Source organism: Flavobacterium sp., assembly GCF_044360715.1.
In the GTDB taxonomy this organism is placed as follows: domain Bacteria; phylum Bacteroidota; class Bacteroidia; order Flavobacteriales; family Flavobacteriaceae; genus Flavobacterium.
Window position 1 is genome coordinate 36684 of the sequence record NZ_JBIKJY010000006.1, and the last position, 19837, is coordinate 56520.

Annotated in this window: 22 protein-coding genes; 13 read left to right on the forward strand and 9 right to left on the reverse strand. The window is 30.4% G+C overall.

Annotated features, from left to right (window positions below):
- Positions 1-85: 85 nt before the first annotated feature.
- From ACIQ16_RS03170 to ACIQ16_RS03195, 6 genes are all read right to left on the reverse strand, one after another.
- Positions 86-217 (reverse strand): DUF2256 domain-containing protein, encoded by a 132-nt coding sequence (locus ACIQ16_RS03170; RefSeq protein WP_396148596.1) that lies wholly within the window; start codon positions 215-217, stop codon positions 86-88.
- Positions 183-1691 carry a deoxyribodipyrimidine photo-lyase/cryptochrome family protein gene (locus ACIQ16_RS03175; RefSeq protein WP_396148598.1) on the reverse strand — a complete coding sequence of 503 codons (1509 nt, stop codon included), beginning with the start codon at positions 1689-1691 and terminating at the stop codon, positions 183-185. Before ACIQ16_RS03175 ends, ACIQ16_RS03170 begins: the two co-directional genes overlap by 35 nt.
- 2 nt (positions 1692-1693) lie before the next feature.
- Positions 1694-2344, reverse strand: coding sequence for a flavin reductase family protein (locus ACIQ16_RS03180; RefSeq protein WP_396148600.1), 651 nt, complete (start codon positions 2342-2344; stop codon positions 1694-1696).
- On the reverse strand, positions 2326-2724 hold the full coding sequence (locus ACIQ16_RS03185; protein ID WP_396148602.1) for a DUF2452 domain-containing protein: 399 nt from the start codon (positions 2722-2724) through the stop codon (positions 2326-2328). The genes ACIQ16_RS03180 and ACIQ16_RS03185 overlap by 19 nt, the downstream gene beginning before the upstream one ends.
- Before the next feature lie 9 nt (positions 2725-2733).
- Entirely contained in the window at positions 2734-3024 is a 291-nt protein-coding gene (locus tag ACIQ16_RS03190; RefSeq protein WP_396148604.1) for a TIGR03643 family protein, read from the reverse strand.
- A gap of 134 nt (positions 3025-3158) precedes the next feature.
- Complete coding sequence (locus ACIQ16_RS03195) at positions 3159-3611, reverse strand: GAF domain-containing protein (protein WP_396148606.1); 453 nt, start codon at positions 3609-3611, stop codon at positions 3159-3161.
- 70 nt (positions 3612-3681) lie between these two features.
- On the opposite strand from ACIQ16_RS03195, the gene xrtF reads away from it, so the two are divergent.
- The 8 genes from xrtF (at position 3682) to murC (ending at position 11199) form a co-directional block, all read left to right on the forward strand.
- Positions 3682-4233 (forward strand): exosortase family protein XrtF, encoded by a 552-nt coding sequence (gene xrtF, locus ACIQ16_RS03200; RefSeq protein WP_396148608.1) that lies wholly within the window; start codon positions 3682-3684, stop codon positions 4231-4233.
- Positions 4226-4660 carry an exosortase F system-associated membrane protein gene (locus tag ACIQ16_RS03205; RefSeq protein ID WP_396148610.1) on the forward strand — a complete coding sequence of 145 codons (435 nt, stop codon included), beginning with the start codon at positions 4226-4228 and terminating at the stop codon, positions 4658-4660. The genes xrtF and ACIQ16_RS03205 overlap by 8 nt, the downstream gene beginning before the upstream one ends.
- Before the next feature lie 30 nt (positions 4661-4690).
- Complete coding sequence (locus ACIQ16_RS03210) at positions 4691-5110, forward strand: HYC_CC_PP family protein (RefSeq protein ID WP_396148612.1); 420 nt, start codon at positions 4691-4693, stop codon at positions 5108-5110.
- 47 nt (positions 5111-5157) lie between these two features.
- A complete protein-coding gene (locus ACIQ16_RS03215; protein WP_396148614.1) occupies positions 5158-7428 on the forward strand; it encodes a TonB-dependent receptor domain-containing protein in 2271 nt (756 codons plus the stop codon).
- Between the two features lie 13 nt (positions 7429-7441).
- A complete protein-coding gene (locus ACIQ16_RS03220) occupies positions 7442-7792 on the forward strand; it encodes a heavy-metal-associated domain-containing protein (RefSeq protein WP_396148618.1) in 351 nt (116 codons plus the stop codon).
- 82 nt (positions 7793-7874) lie between these two features.
- On the forward strand, positions 7875-9020 hold the full coding sequence (locus ACIQ16_RS03225) for an 8-amino-7-oxononanoate synthase (protein ID WP_396148621.1): 1146 nt from the start codon (positions 7875-7877) through the stop codon (positions 9018-9020).
- Positions 9021-9096: 76 nt separating this feature from the next.
- On the forward strand, positions 9097-9771 hold the full coding sequence (locus ACIQ16_RS03230; RefSeq protein ID WP_396148624.1) for a tetratricopeptide repeat protein: 675 nt from the start codon (positions 9097-9099) through the stop codon (positions 9769-9771).
- A gap of 72 nt (positions 9772-9843) precedes the next feature.
- On the forward strand, positions 9844-11199 hold the full coding sequence (murC, locus tag ACIQ16_RS03235) for a UDP-N-acetylmuramate--L-alanine ligase (protein WP_396148626.1): 1356 nt from the start codon (positions 9844-9846) through the stop codon (positions 11197-11199).
- 205 nt (positions 11200-11404) lie between these two features.
- On the opposite strand, the gene ACIQ16_RS03240 is transcribed toward murC, so the two are convergent.
- The 3 genes from ACIQ16_RS03240 to ACIQ16_RS03250 form a co-directional block, all read right to left on the reverse strand.
- Positions 11405-12055, reverse strand: a complete 651-nt coding sequence (locus ACIQ16_RS03240) for a DUF1287 domain-containing protein (protein WP_396148628.1) — start codon at positions 12053-12055, stop codon at positions 11405-11407.
- Between the two features lie 94 nt (positions 12056-12149).
- The gene (locus ACIQ16_RS03245; protein ID WP_396148630.1) at positions 12150-15221 is read right to left on the reverse strand and encodes a hypothetical protein; all 3072 of its coding nucleotides are present in this window, start codon (positions 15219-15221) and stop codon (positions 12150-12152) included.
- A 1-nt stretch (position 15222) separates the two neighbouring features.
- Positions 15223-15960 carry an outer membrane lipoprotein-sorting protein gene (locus ACIQ16_RS03250; RefSeq protein ID WP_396148632.1) on the reverse strand — a complete coding sequence of 246 codons (738 nt, stop codon included), beginning with the start codon at positions 15958-15960 and terminating at the stop codon, positions 15223-15225.
- Positions 15961-16078: 118 nt separating this feature from the next.
- Between ACIQ16_RS03250 and radC the strand changes: the two genes are divergently transcribed.
- From radC to ACIQ16_RS03275, 5 genes are all read left to right on the forward strand, one after another.
- Positions 16079-16762, forward strand: coding sequence for a DNA repair protein RadC (gene radC / locus ACIQ16_RS03255; RefSeq protein WP_396148634.1), 684 nt, complete (start codon positions 16079-16081; stop codon positions 16760-16762).
- Positions 16763-16877: 115 nt separating this feature from the next.
- Positions 16878-17348, forward strand: coding sequence for a hypothetical protein (locus ACIQ16_RS03260; protein WP_396148636.1), 471 nt, complete (start codon positions 16878-16880; stop codon positions 17346-17348).
- A gap of 89 nt (positions 17349-17437) precedes the next feature.
- Positions 17438-18067, forward strand: coding sequence for an ABC transporter ATP-binding protein (locus ACIQ16_RS03265; RefSeq protein WP_396148638.1), 630 nt, complete (start codon positions 17438-17440; stop codon positions 18065-18067).
- Positions 18064-19356: an ABC transporter permease gene (locus tag ACIQ16_RS03270; RefSeq protein ID WP_396148640.1), complete on the forward strand. Its 1293-nt coding sequence runs from the start codon at positions 18064-18066 to the stop codon at positions 19354-19356. Before ACIQ16_RS03265 ends, ACIQ16_RS03270 begins: the two co-directional genes overlap by 4 nt.
- Complete coding sequence (locus ACIQ16_RS03275) at positions 19349-19837, forward strand: hypothetical protein (protein ID WP_396148642.1); 489 nt, start codon at positions 19349-19351, stop codon at positions 19835-19837. Before ACIQ16_RS03270 ends, ACIQ16_RS03275 begins: the two co-directional genes overlap by 8 nt.

The following is a 19837-nucleotide window of genomic DNA, read 5'->3' on the forward strand; positions in this document are numbered from 1 at the left end:
ATTTAAAGATTAAAGGATTTAAAAATTTAAAGATTTAGAATGTTATGCAATTTTTTAATCTTTAAATCATTCAATTTTTCAATCTTTAATTTCTGCATCTATCACTACAATATTTTACTTCATCCCAGACCTTTTCCCATTTTTTGCGCCAAGTGAATGGTTTTTGGCAAACCATACAGATTTTAGTTGGTAGGTTTTGTTTTTTTACTCCTAGCATTTTTTGGTTTATTGGTGTTACTCACGTGTTTTTGCAAAATTCGTTTTCCTTCTTGCTTGACTTCGTCTTTTTTTCGAAAACTCCAAACGATGTCGCTGGCATACTTTCGAGTTTCTTCAATGTTTACAATTGGCGCTGGATAATCTTTTCCGATACTACAATTGTAAAACTGTTGCTCCATTTCGTTCATTTTCCATGGTTCGTGAAGCAAATGTAGTGGCACTTCTTTTAATTCGGGCAACCATTGTTTGATAAAAATTCCTTCTGGATCGTGTTCCTCTGAATTTTTAATTGGATTATAAATTCGTATCGTATTTATTCCCGTGGTCCCAGATTGCATTTGAATTTGCGGATAATGAATTCCCGGTTCGTAATCTAAAAACTGCCTTGCCAAAAAATGCAATTCGCGCCAATCTTGCCATAAATTAAAAGTGAAAAACGACACCACCATCGCACGCATTCTGAAATTGATATAACCAGTTGCCACTAGACATCGCATGCAGGCATCAACAATTGGAACACCCGTTTTGCCTTCTTGCCAAGCTTTGATATAGGTTTCGTTTTTTGGTTTTATTAAAACGTCATAAGCCCGGTTAGCATTTTCGAATTCCATTTCGCATTCGTCTTCAAATTTTTGCATGAAATGACAATGCCAATGCAAACGCGAAACAAAATTTAATATGGCGCGTTTATTTTTGGACGCTTCGTAATGCTGATTCGTATATTGATAAATCATTCGCATACTGATATTCCCATACGTTAGATACGGCGACAAGCGACTGCAGCCTTTTCTACTCAAAGCCGGTTTTGAAATGTGTTTGCTGTAATTGACATAGCGTTCTTTCACAAAACTGTCTAAATAACGCCAAGCCCAATATTCGCCACCTCGTTGAAAATTTTTATTAGGAGTGGTGATTTCAGTTGATAATTCGGCTCCTTTTATTTGGTAGTAAAAATCAGGATCTAATTTTATCGTTTTTAAATCCGATTCTTTTATAATTTTAGGGGTGTCACGCATGACTTGTTCCCAGCGTTTGTCCCAATCTTGTCTTGATTTTAATTTACGAATGACACCGTGCATTTGAAATTCATTCCAAACAATATCATTGGAATCAAAAAACGCTTTCATTTCCAAATCGCGGTCATAGGTCACTTTATTTCCTATCTCTTGATGTGAAAAAACGCTTTTCACTTCGTATTTTTGAATTAATTCTAAGAAAACGCTTTTCACCTCATCATGAAAAAAATAAATTTTAGAATTGAACGGTTGGAGTTTTTTATTCAAATCTTGAATGGATTCGTAAACAAACCGCCAATGGCGAACATCAGAATCGTCATAATTCATTACTGATGGTTCAAAAAAACAAATCAACAACAAAGGTACTTCCGATTGATGGGCATGAAACAAGGCTTCATTATCAATTAATCGGAAATCGCGTTTGAACCAAACAATATTGATTGCTTTTTTTGTCAAAATTAAATTATTGAAATAATTTCTTTGTTTGCTTTTGCGTAACTCAATCTTGAAATTCGTGTTGTTTTATGATAACTGTCCAATCCAGAACAAGTTAAGGATGCTGCTTTTTCAATATCTAAAAATCCGTCTTTTTTTAAACAATCTTTAGGAAAATATACTTCTTTAACTTCACCGATTATCAAAACAGTATTATTAATGGAAAGCGTTATTTTTTCTTTAAATTCCATTGCCAATTTCACATTGCTTTCTTCAACAAAAGGTGCAAAAAAGTCATTTTTATATTCAGGAATTAAACCAGTTTCATCAAATTCTGAGCAAGCTCTATCATATCTTGCTGAGGTTTGATGCGCTTGTTTATGAATTTTTTCGGTGATGTGATTTATAGTGTAAAAACTCGTTTCTAATATGTTTTCAAGCGTATGACGTTCCACAACACCTGGACGAAACACCATTCCAAATAATGGCGGATTACTTCCAATATGAAGAATTGAGTCAACAATAGCTAAATTGGTTTGGTTGTTTTTGTTTTTTGTACCAATTAATCCTACACTTTTAAAACCTCCCAAACTATTTGCAAAATGAACACGTTCTTGTTTTTCCATGTTCATAATTTCGTCATAGGTAACTTTTTTTAAAGTTGCTTCACCCATTTTTTATCACTATTTAGTTTAAAAGTTCCTATATGTTCTTTATTCCATTCGTAAGGTGGAATTAACGATAAAAAGTGATTGCCTTCGTTTCCAATATATAAATGATATATTTCTCCAATTACAGGTTCAAATGAAAATTTTGAATTATAAATAATTTCATTCCATTCGAATTCTTCCATTAAACTTTGATATTGCAGTTTTAATTCATTGAATTTATTTTCGAATTCTTTATTTACATTTCTAACGCCTCTGCCTTTCCATGCAGCTACATCGTCAACTTTAATAATAGGTGCGCCTACACTTGTGGCATAGGGTAAAAAACTGGCATTGTATCCTTGTTCATCGGAAAAAACAATATTATCGGGCTTTTTGTTTTCCATTTTTTACTTTTATCTTTTTGATATTTTATTGTTAGAAATAGCTCTTTGTAAATTACATTTAAATCGGTCAATACCTTCAACACGTTTTGCGGCATGTTTGGTTTTGCAATTTTCAACACGTTGTCGCCAAAGTTTGTAACTTGAAAATTTCAACTCTTTTTTCATTAATGCTTTTACATCAGCTTCTGCTAATCCGAATTGAAATTTTATGGCATCAAATGGCGTTCTGTCTTCCCACGCCATTTCGATAATTCTATCTATGGCAATATCATCTAATTCTGTTTTTTGAGCAATTGGCATTATTTTGTTTAATTATAATTAAAAAAGAATAAACAAAATTAAGTAGAATAATTTGATTTTCAATACAGAAATAGAATAAAAAAATCCGTTAACAAATATTTGTATAACGGACAATTAAATTTAGCCATAAAAAGTTAAAAAAGTGTAGCTACTTCTTGAGTTACAAATTCTAAAAAACGTTCATCTGCTTCTGTAAATGGATCGATAACATGACTGTCGATATCAATTTGACCAATATTTATTCCATTAACAAAAAGTGGTACTACAATTTCCGACTTTACAGTAAAACTACAAGCAATGTAATTGTCTTGAGCTGATACATCCGGTACAACAAAGTTAGCATTGCTTTCTGCTACTTGTCCGCAAATTCCTTTTCCAAATGGTATAACGGTATGATCGGTTTCAGCCCCAACATAAGGACCAAGATGTAATGTTTTGGTTTCATGATTTGCAAAATAAAAACCAACCCAATTGTAATATGAAATGGAATCTTGTAATAATTGACAAATACGAATTAGCTTTTCATCTCTATTTTCATTACTGTTAATGATGTTTTTTACTTCTGATTTTATATTTTCAAATTCCATTTTTTAATTTTTTTGTAAAATTATACATAAATAAGAAAGTAAAAATTATATTTTTGTTAAAATTAAAATTTTGAAAAACATATTTCAGCAACATAAAGTATTTTTTATTTTTCTAATAAAGTTTTTATTATGCTATTTAGTGGTTACAATAATCTACTCGATTTATTTAAATCAATTTCATACTCAAAGAAACGCTGTTGATGGCATAACGCATTTTGTAGCGGAACAAACAAAAAATACGCTTGTTTTTTTTGGTGCAGATTGTGAGATAATTAAACATGAATTTGAACCTTCATATAAAGTCATCTATAATTCCAATTACCTTGCTAGGATAGTTGAAGGTTGTAATTCGGTAAGCGTAATCATTTTATTTACTACTTTTATTTTTGCTTTTTCAAATAGATTTATTGCTACTTTTTTATATATTTTTTTAGGTTCGATATTGATTTTCATATTGAATATTTTTAGAATTGCTATGCTAACTACAGGGCTTTATAAATATCCAGAATACGGCACTTTTTTACACGACATTCTTTTCCCATTGGTTATTTATGGAGTAGTTTTTTTACTTTGGATACTTTGGGTAATTAGATTTTCATTAAATAAAAAACAAAATGGATAGTAAAATTAAATATTTTGCCATTGCGGGATTCATTGCGATTTTAGTTTTAATTAGAATTTATGAAAGCAACTTGTTTTATGATCCTTTTTTGGAATTTTTTAATGATGCTACACAAAATAAAACCATTCCAAAATATGATGGTTTTAAATTGTTTTTCGGGTTGTTATTTAGATATTTAATCAACAGTATCTGTACTGTTTTCATTATTTATTTACTATTTAAAGAAACGAATTTAGTAAAATTAGCGTCCTTTTTATTGTTAGCTTTTTTTGTGATTTTAACGATACTTTTCTTTTTTTTACTTGAGTTTTCTGCAAATTCAGATGTTTTAATTCTTTTTTATGTAAGACGATTTCTTATTCAACCTCTATTTTTGATTTTATTTGTTCCTGCGTTTTATTATCAAAAAAGTGTTAATAAACAATAAGTTAAAAAATAATACTGTAAATTTGCTGTAATGAATTTCAAAAAACACATAAGTATTTATTTAGCATTATTTATTTTATTAGTAAATAGTAGTGCCAGCTTGGTTTTGCATTATTGTAATGACCAAATTGCTTATGTGTCTCTGGTATATCAAAATAATAAATTAATTGATTCTGCATCTGAAGATTCTTGTTGCGCTTCAGATTCTATAGAATCGGAAGAAGAAGGTTGTTGTTCCAATGAGGAAATTAATACCGAAAACAAAATTGATTATTCTATTTTAAAAGATTTTCAATTTGATTTTTCTGCTATACATTTTTTAAATGAAACACCTGAATTTTTTGCTAAAACAGCAAGCTTTTATTCAAATAAAAAAAATGTAGATTACTATTGTAATTCTAATGCACCGCCTTTTTATAAACTCTATTCTCAACTTATTTTTTACGCATAATTTATATCGTTTTTAGTTTTTTAAATTATAAACTTTATTAATTAATTATGTATAAAATCTTATTTTTGGTCTTGATGCCATTATTTTCTTTAGCTCAAAGTAACGTTCAAGGAAAAATTATTGATAAGGAAAATACCCCTATCGCAAATGTAAAAATCACAATTTCAGAATTAAATACCATTTTGTATTCTGATGAAAATGGCTCGTTTACTTTAATTCAAGGAAACCGAAATCTAATATTAATTTTAGAAAAAGAAGGGTTCCAAAAACTTGAAATACAACAAAGTGTCAAATCTGATTTCACGATTCAATTAGAAAAAACAGCTTCTGATAACAATATTGCAACTGTAACTATTGTAAAGAAGCAAAATACTTTGGGTAGAAAACAAAAAGTAGTTACCAATACGCAACATTTATCGCAAGGTGAATTACAAAAAGCGGCTTGTTGCAATTTATCGGAAAGTTTTGAAACAAATCCATCTATTGATGTAAATTTTTCTGATGCCGTTACAGGCAATAAACAAATTAAAATGCTAGGATTAACTAGTCCTTATATTTTAATGAGTGAAGAGAATATTCCAGCCATTCGAGGTGCTTTACAAGCAACAGGTTTAAACTTTATTCCAGGAACTTGGGCAGAAAGCATTCAAATTACAAAAGGGGCGGGGAGTGTAATGAATGGATATGAAAGTATTTCGGGTCAAATAAACTATGAGTTACTTAAACCTCAAAAAGAAGACCCGTTTTTTGCCAATGTTTATGCCTCAAATGATGGTAGATATGAGATTAATACTCATTTTGGCAATAAATATTCAGATAAATTAAGTTCATTAGTTTTAGTTCACGGAAATACCAGAACTAGTAAAAATGATATGAATCACGATGGGTTTTTAGACAATCCCTTAGGAAAACAAGTTAATATTTTAAATCGTTGGCAATACAATAATGCAGAAAAAGGAATCGTTTCGTTTTTAAATATAAAATATTTTTCAGATGAAAAAACAGGTGGTACAATAAACGACAATTCGCATGAAATGGTGATGAATCCCAATTTATGGACAAGCCATGTGAACACAGATAAAATAGAAATTTCCAACAAAATTGGATATGTTTATCCAAATATGCCTTTTCAAAGTATTGGTTTTCAACAAGCCTTTCAGTATAATAAAATGCATTCTGAATTTGGAGATAAAGCACATCATATTCATCATAAAAATTATTTTTCGAATCTTATTTTTAATTCGATTATTAATAATACAAAGCATAAATTTATAACTGGGTTGAATTTTAATTATGATACATTTGAAGAACATTTAGAAGCCAATTTTATGGCGGAATATGACAGAATTGATACTTCAATTGGTTCGTTTTTTGAATATTCTTTCGATAATTTAAATAATTTCAGTTTCGTTTTAGGTGCCAGAGCGGACAATCACAACAGATTGGGCTTATTTTTCACCCCAAGAGCACATGTTAAATATAATCCGTTTGAAAAAACTACATTTCGTTTTTCTGCAGGAAGAGGAAAAAGAGCCTCAAATATTTTTGCTGAAAACATAAATGTTTTGGCTAGTTCTAGAGATATTGTTATTAAAAATGATAACGGAAAATTATATGGTTTAAATCCAGAAATAGCATGGAATTATGGAACAAGTTTTATTCAGAAATTCTATCTTTTTGGAAAAGAACATGAATTGGTTGTGGATTATTATAAAACAGATTTCAGTAATCAAATTGTGGTCGATTTGGAAAATGCAAGGCAAGTAACTTTCTCTAACTTAAATGGAAAAAGTTTTGCAGAATCATTTCAAATTGAATGGAATATTAATTTAATGACGCATTTAAATGTTAGAACGGCCTATAAATATTTAAATGTTAAAACCGATTATGCGACCGGATTATTAGATAAACCATTACAAGCTAAAAATCGTTTCTTTGCTAATATTGCTTATGAAACGCATATTTTAGATAAAGGAAAGCAATGGAAATTTGATGCCACTTTTAATTGGATTGGTCAACAAAGATTGCCAAATACACAAGCAAATCCAGTTCAGTATCAATTATCGGAATATACGCCAAGTTACCAACTTGTTAACGCGCAAATAACGCGAACATTTTCTAGTACATTTGAAATGTATTTTGGGACAGAAAATTTAGGTAACTTTAAACAGAAGAATGCCATAATTGCTTCGGATAATCCTAACAGTCCGTATTTTGATAGTACTATGATTTATGGTCCAGTTTTTGGTACGATGTATTACGCAGGAATACGATTTAAAATAAAAGATAAAAAAGAACAAAATAATATAAATCATTAAAAAACAAAAAATCATGAAAAAAATGGTATTAGTAGTAGTGTTTGCTTTGTTAGGAATGAATGTAAACGCACAAGAACAACTTAACAAAAACAAAAAAGTTGAAGTAGAAGTAAATGGAAATTGTGATATGTGTAAAAAACGTATCGAAAAAGCAGCCTATTCTGTAAAAGGAGTAAAAAGTGCAACTTGGCATGTTGATCATCAAGATTTACATTTAATTATTGATGAAACAAAATGTACGGTTTTAGATGTAGAGAAAGCTATTGCAAAAGTAGGCCATGACACTAAAGATATAAAAGCTACTGCAGAACAGTATGAAAAAATTCACGGGTGTTGCAAATATCGAACCGATGAGGCACATTAAAATTAGTAATTTTTATTAGATAATTAAAATTAATATTTATTTATAATATAGAAGTTCTACATTTGTGGGACTTTTTTATGCCTTGGAAAAAATTACAATAAAAATATTCGATTCTATAAAAGACGTTCCAGAAAATTGGAATGCAGTTGCGGTTGCTAATCATTTTTTACAACTTCCTTATTTAGAAGTTTTAGAACGTTCGGCACCAACAAATATGCAATGTTTTTATATTGGATTTTATAAGGATTTAGAACTAATAGGGGTTTCTTTAGCCCAATATTTAGATTTGAATAAATTAGAATCGTTTGGAGAAAGAGACAATTGCTTTAAAACATTTATACGGAATTTTATTTTTCGAAACTTTGCTTCGCATACATTATTTATTGGGAATAACATGATAACTGGGCAAAATGCTTTTGCTTTTCAGAAAGAAATCAGTTTTGAGGAAGTTAGTTATATTTTAAAACAAAGTTCAAAAGAATTAGAAGTGTATTTCAAACAAAAAGGGATTAAAATTCATTTGGTTTCTTTTAAAGATTTTTATCAGAATTGTGCTGTAGAATTTAAAAAATATGCTTTCGATAAAATATACGAATTCAATACGCAACCCAATATGATTTTCGAAATACCCACGAATTGGAAATCAATTGAAGACTATTATAGCGCCTTTTCAAAAAAATATCGAGATCAATATAAAAGAGCTCATAAAAAATTCGAAGGGATTTCAATGAAAGAATTAGATGTGGAACTAGTTGTTTTTTATGAAAATAAAATTAATGAATTATATCATTATGTAGCGAAAAACGCACCTTTTAATACTTTTTTCTTAGCAGAAAACCATTTTTCAACATTTAAAAAACAATGTGGAGATGGCTTTAAAATTTTCGGTTATTTTTTGGAAGATAAACTTATTGGCTTTCATTCTATTTTAGTAAACGACGATGTTTTAGAAACTTATTTTTTAGGATATGATGAACAAATTCAAAAAGATAAAATGTTGTATTTAAATATGTTGTATAATATGACAGAATTTGGAATTATCCATAAATTTAAAAAAATTATTTTCGGAAGAACAGCTTTAGAAATTAAAAGTTCTATTGGAGCAACTCCAGTTATGATGTCGGGTTTTATTTATCATAGTAATAAATTAGTGAATATATTTTTAGGTAAAATATTTAAAAATTTAGAACCCGAAACCGTTTGGCAGCAACGTCATCCTTTTAAATAAATAAATCAAGTATATGTAGTCCTTTTTTATTGATAAAAACGAATTGTTTTCTTATTTTTGAAAATAATTTAAAATTATGAAAAAAAATCTATTCCTTTTCTTACTCTTTTCGCAATGTATGTTTTCTCAGACTTTATTTGAGAAAGCTGAAAAGTTATTCAATGAAAAAAAGTTTGAAGAAGCCAAAGGATTGTTTGAAAGTTATTTAAAATCAGCTCCCAATCATCAAAAAACAATTGAGTATTTAGGCGATATTGCAGGAAATGCAAAAAAATGGGATGTTGCAATTTCTTATTATAAAAAATTAAAACTTCAAAATCCAAACAGTGCGAATTATTGGTATAAATATGGTGGCGCATTAGGAATGAAAGCCAAATCAGTAAATAAATTTAAAGCTGTTGGCATGATTAGCGATATAGAAACCGCTTTTTTAAACGCTGCTAATTTAGATAAAAAACACCTTGAATCACGTTGGGCTTTAGTAATGTTATATATTGAATTGCCTGGAATTGTTGGCGGTAGTGAAACCAAAGCAGTAAAGTACGCTGATGAGCTTATAGCCATTTCAAAGGTAGAAGGTTATTTAGCTAAAGGCTATATTGATGTATATTACAAAAGATATAAAGCTGCAGAAGTAAATTTAATAAAAGCACATCAATTAGGTAAATCAGCCATAACATATGCCAAATTATACGATTTATATATGTATAAGTTAAAAGACAAAGAAAAAGCTCAAAACATTAAAAAGTAATTAGGTAGAGGGTTTTGGGTAAATGGTAAACGTTACCTTTCAAACAATTCCTTTCACCATTAACCATACAAAATGCGTACACATTTCATAGCCATTGGCGGAGCAGCGATGCACAATTTAGCATTAGCGTTGCATAATAAAGGATATCAAATAACAGGTAGCGATGATGCTATTTTCGAACCTTCTAAATCTCGTTTAGAGAAAAAAGGATTATTGCCTTTGGAAATGGGTTGGTTTCCAGAAAAAATTACTTCCGATATTGAAGCTGTTATTTTAGGAATGCACGCAAAAGAAGATAATCCAGAATTGTTAAAAGCACAAGAATTAGGATTGAAAATTTATTCATATCCTGAATTTTTGTACGAACAATCTAAAAATAAAACTCGCGTTGTAATTGGTGGTTCTCACGGAAAAACAACTATTACTTCTATGATTTTACACGTAATGCATTATCATAATATTGAAGTGGATTATATGGTTGGCGCACAATTAGAAGGTTTTGATACGATGGTGCATCTTACAGAAACTAACGATTTTATAGTTTTAGAAGGCGATGAATATTTATCTTCTCCTATGGATAGACGACCAAAATTTCATTTATATCAACCAAATATTGCCTTGCTTTCAGGAATTGCTTGGGATCATATTAACGTATTTCCTACGTTTGAAAATTATGTAGAGCAATTTAGTATTTTTACTTCACAAATTACAAATGGTGGTATTTTAGTGTATAATGAAGAAGACGCAACCGTTAAACAAGTAGCTGAAGAAACCACAAACCCAATTCGTAAAATTGCGTATCAAACACCAAGTTATACTGTTGAAAACGGAACGACTTTATTAGACACGCCAGAAGGTCCAATGCCAATTGAAGTTTTTGGTGCACATAATTTAAATAATTTAGCAGGAGCCAAATGGATTTGTCAATGTATGGGTGTAGATGAGGTTGATTTTTACGAAGCTATTGCCACTTTCAAAGGCGCAAGTAAGCGTTTAGAGAAAATTGCAGAGAGTAGTAGTAAAGTGGCTTATAAAGATTTTGCACATTCGCCAAGTAAAGTTTCAGCTACTACCAAAGCAGTAAAAGATCAATATCCTGATAGAAAACTAATTGCTTGTTTAGAATTACACACCTATAGTAGCTTAAATGCTGAATTTTTAAAAGAATACGAAGGTGCTTTAGATGCTGCAGATGTAGCTGTCGTTTTTTATTCGCCAGATGCGGTAAAAATTAAACAATTAGATGAAGTGTCACAAGAGCAAATTGCACAATCATTCAATAGAAAAGATTTAATTATTTATACGAACCCAGCAAAATTTAAAGATTATTTATTTGCTCAAGATTTTAATAATTCCGCATTATTATTAATGAGTTCAGGGAATTATGGTGGATTGAATTTTGATGAGGTTAGTCAATTGGTCAATTAGAGAATTAGAGAATTAGATAACTAGACAATCTCGAAATTTGGGACAAGTCGTATCAATGATTTAAATCCTTCAAAGAGTTTACAAATCTTGGAAGGGTTATTTTGAAACTTCTAAAAAAATAAAATTCTCTATTTATTTATTTATTTATTTGAGTTTGTTACATTGGCATATTGAACATTGTCTGATTGGCACATTGACTAATTATCTAATTGCCATATTGAAAATGTCCAACAATCGTATAACTAAACAAGCAATCTTCTAAAACTTGTCCGCCACCAATATTGTGTACAATTAAATTACGTTTTCCGTCTTCCGATTTTAAATGAGTAATAATTCCAATATGTGGCAACTTATCGTTAATCATCCAAGTTACAATTTCTCCAGTTTTATAATCTTTCGCATTTTGAGAAATTGATAACGTTTTTCCTTTTCTACCAAAAAATACTTCTAAATTTGGGACTCTTCTGTGGTCGATATTTTTATCTGTAGTTTTTAATCCCCATTTTTTTAAGTTAGGATATTTTGTGAAATTCGCCACCATATCTTCGTGAACTTCTTTTTGTAAATCGATATTTAATTTTCTGTATGCACGAATTATTACATCTGTACAAACGCCAGTTTTTGCTGGGACATCACCATTTGGATATTTTAATTTCACATAATCGGGTGTATAAACAACATCTTTATCAATAATTTGAATCGCTGCATTTGATAACTTTTCTGCAAATGAATTCGGGTTTTCAATTGAAGAAATTTCTTGTTTTTCGGAAATTAAAATTGTTGAATCAGAAAGTATTTCTTGTTTTTTACAAGAACTAAAACTTAATAAAAAAGCTATAACGAAAATGAAGTTCATATGAATGAGTTTTTATTTGAAACGCTGTTTTTAAGTTTTTAGTATAAAAAAAAGGCCAATTAAAAAATTGGCCTTTTAAATTTTAGGTAAAAAATTACCCAGCTATAAATTCATCAAATGTTTTTAATTTATATTCTGGCGTAGTTTTTTTTGCTTTTTCTAAAATCTTAGACAAATGAGTTTTTTCTAATTTTTTAAATTCTGCTTCCACTTTGTTATAGGTTTCTAATATTGATTCGATATTTGCTTTTTGAGAAGGAGAAGGCGCGTCATATTGACTTGCAACCGAAGCGTAAATTGCTCCTAATTTTTCTCTTAATTGCTTTTCTGCGGAACCTACATAATTATCACCAGTTGTTATTACCATAGTGAATTTTAATTTGTTTAATTCTGCATTGGTTTTGATACTGGTTTTTGTGTAGCTTTTGTCTTTAGAGGCAATTTCATCATTAAGTTTCGTCATTTCGTCTATTTCATAAACCATATAAGCTAAACGTTGCACTTTATCGAAAAGCATTTTAGTTGCGACTCTTTGTTCTGCTCTTGAGTCAGCTGTAATTGGACTTTTCGGGTCATTTAATACTTCAAACTCGTGTGTAAATTTATCTTTACCTTTAGTTAAAACAGCTTTGTATTTCCCTGCAGGCACTAATGGCGTTGTGAAACCGCTGTAATCTAATGTTTTTCCAGTTGCTACTTTTGGTCCTTTTTCATTAAAATCCCAAGTAACAATGTTTATCCCTTTTTGATTACTTACTGGTAAACCCACAATTTTATTTCCATTCAAATCCTGAATTTCCATTTCCATTTTACCAAATGTATTTCTCTTCTTTAGATAATATACAATTTGAGCAGAAGTGCTTGGATTTGGTCCAACAAATTCTAGTTCAGAAGCGGTACTTCCAAATGAAGAATTTTCTTCTTTTATAAATGGTTTGGTTTTAAAGAAATACACCTCAGAAGCAATAATTTCATTTGTTACTTGTCTTAAAATGCTAATGTCATCAAGAATAATTACACCTCTTCCGTGAGTCGCCATTACTAAATCATTAGTTTTTTTATGTAAATCTAAATGCATTACAGCAACTGCTGGCATATTGTTTTCAAATTTCGACCAGTTTTTACCACCATCCACCGTGATGTATAACCCTTTTTCTGTGCCTAAAAATAACAAGTTTTCATTAACATAATCTTCTTGAATGCATCGAGCAAAACCATCGATATCTTTTGTTACAATTGAAGTCCAAGTTGTACCAAAATCAATAGTTTTATAAACATATGTGTTCATATCATTATTAGTATGACCTTCAAAAACAGCATAGGCACTACCTTTTGAGAAATTACTAGCTTCGATATGATAACACCAAGTATTTTTTGGTAAACCAATAATATTTGCCGTTACATTTTTCCAAGTTTTTCCACTGTCTTGAGTAATTTGAATAGTACCATCGTCAGCGCCAGCCCAAATTATATCTTTGCTTAATGGCGATTCTGCAATAGTAAATAAAGTACAATGATTTTCTGCACCCGAATTATCTTTTGATAGTCCACCAGAATTTTCCTGGTTCATTTTTAATTTATCATTTGTCGTTAAATCAGGAGAAATAATTTTCCAACTTGCCCCCATATCATCGGAAGCGTGAACAAATTGACTTCCTGCGTAAATTCTATCTGGATTGTGTATGCCCGTCACAATTGGAGTGTTCCAATTGAAACGTAATTTTACTTGATTTTTTTCTTGCAAAGGCTGAATTGTTTTTAATTCTTTAGTTTCTAAATTATAACGCCAAATGTTTTCGGCACCTTGCATTTCACTATAAATAATTTTTTTGGTTGGGTGTTTTAAAACTCTAAACCCATCTCCGTAACCTACGCTGTTCCAATCTCTAGCTTCAATTCCGCCATCACTTTTGCTTGGGCCATACCAAGAGCCATTATCTTGTAGACCACCATAAATATTATATGGTTCTTCTGTGTCTAAAGTAATATGATAGTATTGAGAAATAGGAAGGTTTTTTACAATATCTAATGTACTTCCATTGTTCCAGCTTCTGTACATTCCACCATCTGTTCCAACATAAATTCTATTTGTGTCAATTGGGTCTACAAGTATGTCATGAATATCAGAATGCATCGCTCCTAAATTTTTAAATGTTTTTCCACCATCACGAGAAATAGAACCATTTAATCCACCTTTATATACAATATCCGGATTTTTTGGATCTATTGTAATTCTTGAAAAGTAAAATGGGCGAACTACTAAAGCAAAATCACTATTTAAATGTTTCCATGATTTCCCTGCATCTTCTGATTTATATAATCCTTTTTCGCTATCTTTTTCACATTCAATAACTGAATACAAGATATTTACATCTGATGGTGCAACTGCAATGGCAATTCGTCCTAATTTTCCAGTAGGAAAACCATTATGGATTTTGTTCCAAGTTTTTCCACCGTCTGTAGTTTTAAATAATGCAGAAGAATTTCCACCTGAATTAAATGACCATGCAGTTCTTCTAAATTCCCAAAAACTGGCATACATTACGTTTGGATTGCTTGGATCGATAACTAAATCCGAACAACCCGTTTTGTTGTCAATATAGTGTACTTTATTCCATGTTTTTCCACCATCTTTTGAGTTGTAGATACCTCTTTCCTCGCTATCTCCCCATAGTGCTCCTAAAACTCCAACCCATATATTGTTAGAATCTCTAGGATCTACAATTATTGATGAAATTCTATCAGATTTTGGTAACCCCATATTGGTCCAGTTCAATCCGCCATCTGTTGATTTATAGATTCCATCTCCAACAGAGACACTATTTCTCGTCCAAGTTTCACCCGTTCCAGCCCAAATTACATTGTCTGGATTATTAGGATCAAAAGTAATTGCACCAATAGATTGAATATGTTTGTCGAAAACAGGTACAAAACTGGCACCTCCATCAGAGCTTTTCCATATTCCACCACCTGCTGCACCTAAAAAAATAATTTGATTGTTCTTTGGGTGCATCGCCAAATCAGAAACACGACCACTCATTAATGCAGGGCCAATTTGGCGGGCTTCTAAATCCCCAAAAAGTTCTTTTCCTTTTAGTGTAATTTCTTGAGCGTTTGAAGAAATTACACTAGATATAATTATTGTAAATAAAAATAACTTTTTCATATTACTCTACTTTCATTTCAAATGCTTTAGCATCTACAGTTGGATTAATTGAGATGCTTTTTACGGTCATTTCTTGCCCTCCTTGATTCATTGTGAAAGGAAAAAACATCCCGTCAACTTCTTGGTAATCTCCCATTGTACTGGTTGACATTTGGCCTTTTGCTGGACCTTCTTTTACTTCAGATTCAGTCATAATTGGCACATAATTTTCAGCATCAAAATAATAAAAAACTACATTTTCTTCTTTTTTTCCTGCAACAGTAATTGGCGTTTTTGTTAACTTTATTTTAAAACATTCTGTTCCTTCTTTTGTTTCCTTACCAAGAAATTCTACTTTGTAACCCTTATCTTTATAATTGTAAAAAGGATCAGGAAAATCGTTAATTTGACTTAACATATTTTCAGTTGTTTCAGAATCTAATTTTTCTGGTTTCATAGTCATAAAATTAGTACTCCATCCTGTTTTTCCGTCAAATGCTAATTGTGTAATTTCTTTTCCTTGAAAATTAACTTTTACATACATTTTCCCGGTTTTATCATTGAAAATTTCTATAGGAATTTCCATTCCATTATAATTACTAACCAAATTCATTTTGAAACCATTAATTTTTGATAGTTTTTCTTTTCCACCAATGTTTTCAAAATATTTGTTAATGATTTCATCAGCAGTTTGTGCTGAAACAGTTAAACTAGTAAATAAAATTACAGTTGACGCTAATAGATTTCTTAAATTTTTCATTTTCTTGTGATTTAAAGGTTTTATAAATAAGTAGCAATTTTTTTTATAAAGTTACAATATTTGGAAGAATAATTTTATTTTACTTATTTTGTATCAATAAACGCCAAAATAAATTTTTATGTATACGCCAATTCATCAGTGGGCTGAAGACGATCGCCCACGAGAAAAACTCCAACTTAAAGGTAAATCAACCTTATCCGATTCGGAATTATTAGCTATTTTAATTGGTTCAGGCTCCAGAAATGAAAGCGCAGTACAATTATGTCAGCGAATTTTAGCCGCATCAAACCATAATCTTAATCAGCTCAGTAAACTTTCGGTTCATCAATTAGTTCAATTTAAAGGTATCGGCGAAGCAAAAGCTATAAGTATTGTTGCCGCTTTAGAATTAGGCAGAAGAAGAAGGTTGGAAGAAGCAACCGAATTACCAAAAATCACATCAAGTAAAAATATATTTGAAATTATGCAACCCATAATTGGAGAGTTACCCCACGAAGAATTTTGGGTGTTGTATTTAAATAATTCTAATAAAGTACTTCATAAATCGCAAATTAGTAAAGGTGGCATCACAGGAACTGTTGTAGATAATAGAATGGTTTTCAAAACAGCTTTTGAATATCATGCCACTTCAATAATTTTATGTCACAATCATCCTTCTGGCAAATTACAAGCCAGTGAACCCGATTTACAATTGACTAAAAAGCTAAAAGTTGCAGGTCAAACTTTAGACGTTTTAGTATTAGACCACATTATTGTTGCTGAATTTGGTTATTTAAGTTTTAAAGATTCTGGCATTTTTTAGTATGGGTACGCAGATTTTTTGATTTGTTTTTAAAAACATAAATAAAAAAAATCTATGTATCTATGTGTTTAAAATAGATAATGTACTTTTGCAAAATAAATTTACAGTTAATACAATGAACGAATTATATCAATTTTCCAAACAAGATTTAAGATTAGTTTCACAAATAAAACAACATCAAAATATTTCGGCTATTTTTTATCATTTTTGGATTAATTTAGTCAATCCTGAAGAAAAATTTGTTTTTGTAGATACTATTGAAATCATTTTTGATAAAACTGATACCTATTTTTTCAAAATTAATGAAGAAGATAATGGTTATACAATTTCTTCAAACTACAATTTTGAGGAAGAACAAAAAATGTTAGCCGAAAAATTTCAAGAAGTGCTTTCGTTAAAAAGAGTAGATGTGAGCGCAGCTACTATTTGGAAAGATAAAATTAAAACCCCACTTTTATCTGTAAATACTGTAATTGATTACGAAAACGGAAACGAGAATTTTATTCATTTTGATTTTATTGATGGCTCATTAGCAATTTATTACAACGAAGAAAAAGGATTATTAGTTGAAGATTACGAGGCATAATCGCATTTTAATTGATTGAGATAAAATTTTGTTAATACGTTTTCAATCTTATTTCAATATTCTTATCTTGCCACATAATATATTACAAAATGATAAGTACCAAAAACATCACGTTTTCTTATAATAAAGATCAAAATTTCATTATGCCTGATTTATTTTGCCAGGCAGGAAGTACCATTTTGGTTACTGGAAATTCGGGTAAAGGAAAAACTACCTATTTGCATATATTGGCAGGTATGTTGCAACCCAATTCTGGAGAAATTTTAATTGATAATACAGATTTCACAAATCTTAAAGGAAGTAAAGCAGACAAGTTTAGAGGTAAAAATATTGGTGTGGTATTTCAAAAATCGCATTTTATTGCTTCGCTTTCCGTTATAGAAAATTTAGAAATGGCAAGTTGGTTAGCTATAGGTAAAAAGCATACCAAACGCGCTAAAGAATTATTAAATAAATTAGATATTTTAGAACAAGCGCACAAACAACCAAGCCAATTGAGTGTCGGACAACAACAGCGTGTTTCTATAGCTCGTGCATTAATGAATGAACCTAAAGTGTTGTTAGCCGATGAGCCCACATCAAGTTTAGATGATAAAAATGCAGACAATGTAATTGAGTTATTGGAATCATTATCTAAAGAATACAAAGCCGCTTTAATTATTGTTACACACGATAGTCGTATTAAAGCCAAATTCACCAATCAAATTACAATGGTATGATCGGAAAATTAGCATGGAAAAATATTTGGTTTAAACCATTAAATACCATTTTGAGCATTTTGTTATTAACGGCTTCTGTAGCTATTATAACAGTTTTGATATTAGTTGAAAAACAATTTGAGGAAAAATACCAAAGCAATTTAGATGGTGTTGATTTGGTACTTGGAGCGCAAGGAAGTCCGTTGCAATTGGTTTTGTCATCAGTATATCAAGTTGATGATCCAACAGGAAATATTAGTTACGATTCGGTAAAAGTGTGGATGCAACATCCGTATGTAAAAAAAGCCATTCCGTTAGCATATGGTGATAATTATGTAGGATTTAAAATTGTAGGAACTACTCCAGATTATATAGAAAAATACCAAGCTAAAATAGCTGAAGGTAAAGTGTTCGAACATAATTTTGAAGTAGTAGTTGGTGCTGAAGTTGCTGAAAAATTAAATTTAAAATTAGGAGATACTTTTAAAGGAACTCATGGTAGTGCTGCAGAAGGTGAAGTTCACGACCACGGTGAATATATCATTGTAGGAATTGCCTCTAAAACAGGAAAAGTAATTGATAATTTAATTCTGTCAAATATTCCAACCGTTTGGCAAATGCACCACGAAGAAGGTCACGAAGAAGTTGCCGAAAATCCTGCTCACGGAGAACCTGGACATGTGCATGATGAAGAAGAGCATGTTCATTCAGCGGAATGTGATCATGATACTCATGAATCGGATATGACCATTGATGAGCCGAATATGGAAATAACTTCTGTATTAATTGAGTTTAAAAACAAAATGGGCGTTTTTATGTGGCCAAATATTATCGCACAAAACACAAAAATGCAAGCTGCTTTGCCAACGTATCAAATGAACAGATTGTTTGATATGTTTGGTGTAGGATTAAATGCGTTGAAATATTTAGCATTCGGAATTATGTTAATTTCAGGAATATCAATTTTCATTGCTTTATTCAATACCTTAAAAGAAAGAAAAGCTGAATTTGCCCTTTTACGTGTAAATGGTGCAAAAAAACACCAACTACTTATGGTTGTTTTACTTGAAAGTATTTTGCTTTGTATTTTAGGGTATTTTTTCGGAACGGTTTTGGGTAGAGTCGGAATAGTCTTATTATCAAAAGCATCAGAGTCAGACTTTAAATTAGGATTTAATCCTATGGAAATTATTTGGGAAAAAGAAGGACTTTTATTTGGTTTAACTTTGTTAGTTGGATTAATAGCTGCCTTAATTCCTGCTATAAAAGCATACACTATTAATATATCTAAAACTTTAGCAAATGCGTAATTCAGTAAAAATAATAATGGCCTTATTAATAGGTGTTTTTTTATTTAGTTTTCAAAATCAAAACGAAGTAACCACTTATGCATCTTCAAAAAAAGTAGTTGTTTCAACAGATACATTAACTTGGAAATTGTTAGGCGAAATTAAATATTTGAAGAAAAAGCACGCCTCATATGGCGAAGTTGATTTCCCAGTTATTAATACAAAATTGAAAAAATTAGCTAAGAAAACCATTGTAATGAGTGGATTTATTGTACCAATTGATAACAAAAATTACGCTTTGAGTAAGAATGTTTTTGCTTCTTGTTTTTTCTGCGGGAAATCAGGTCCAGAAACCATTATGGGGATAAAATTTAAAGGTGCTACACCAAAACTTAAAACCGATACGTATTTAACAATAAAAGGTACTTTCCGTCCAAATGAAGACGATGTAGAAGATTGGATTTATAATTGTGATAATGCTGAAATTGTAAAAGGAAAATAA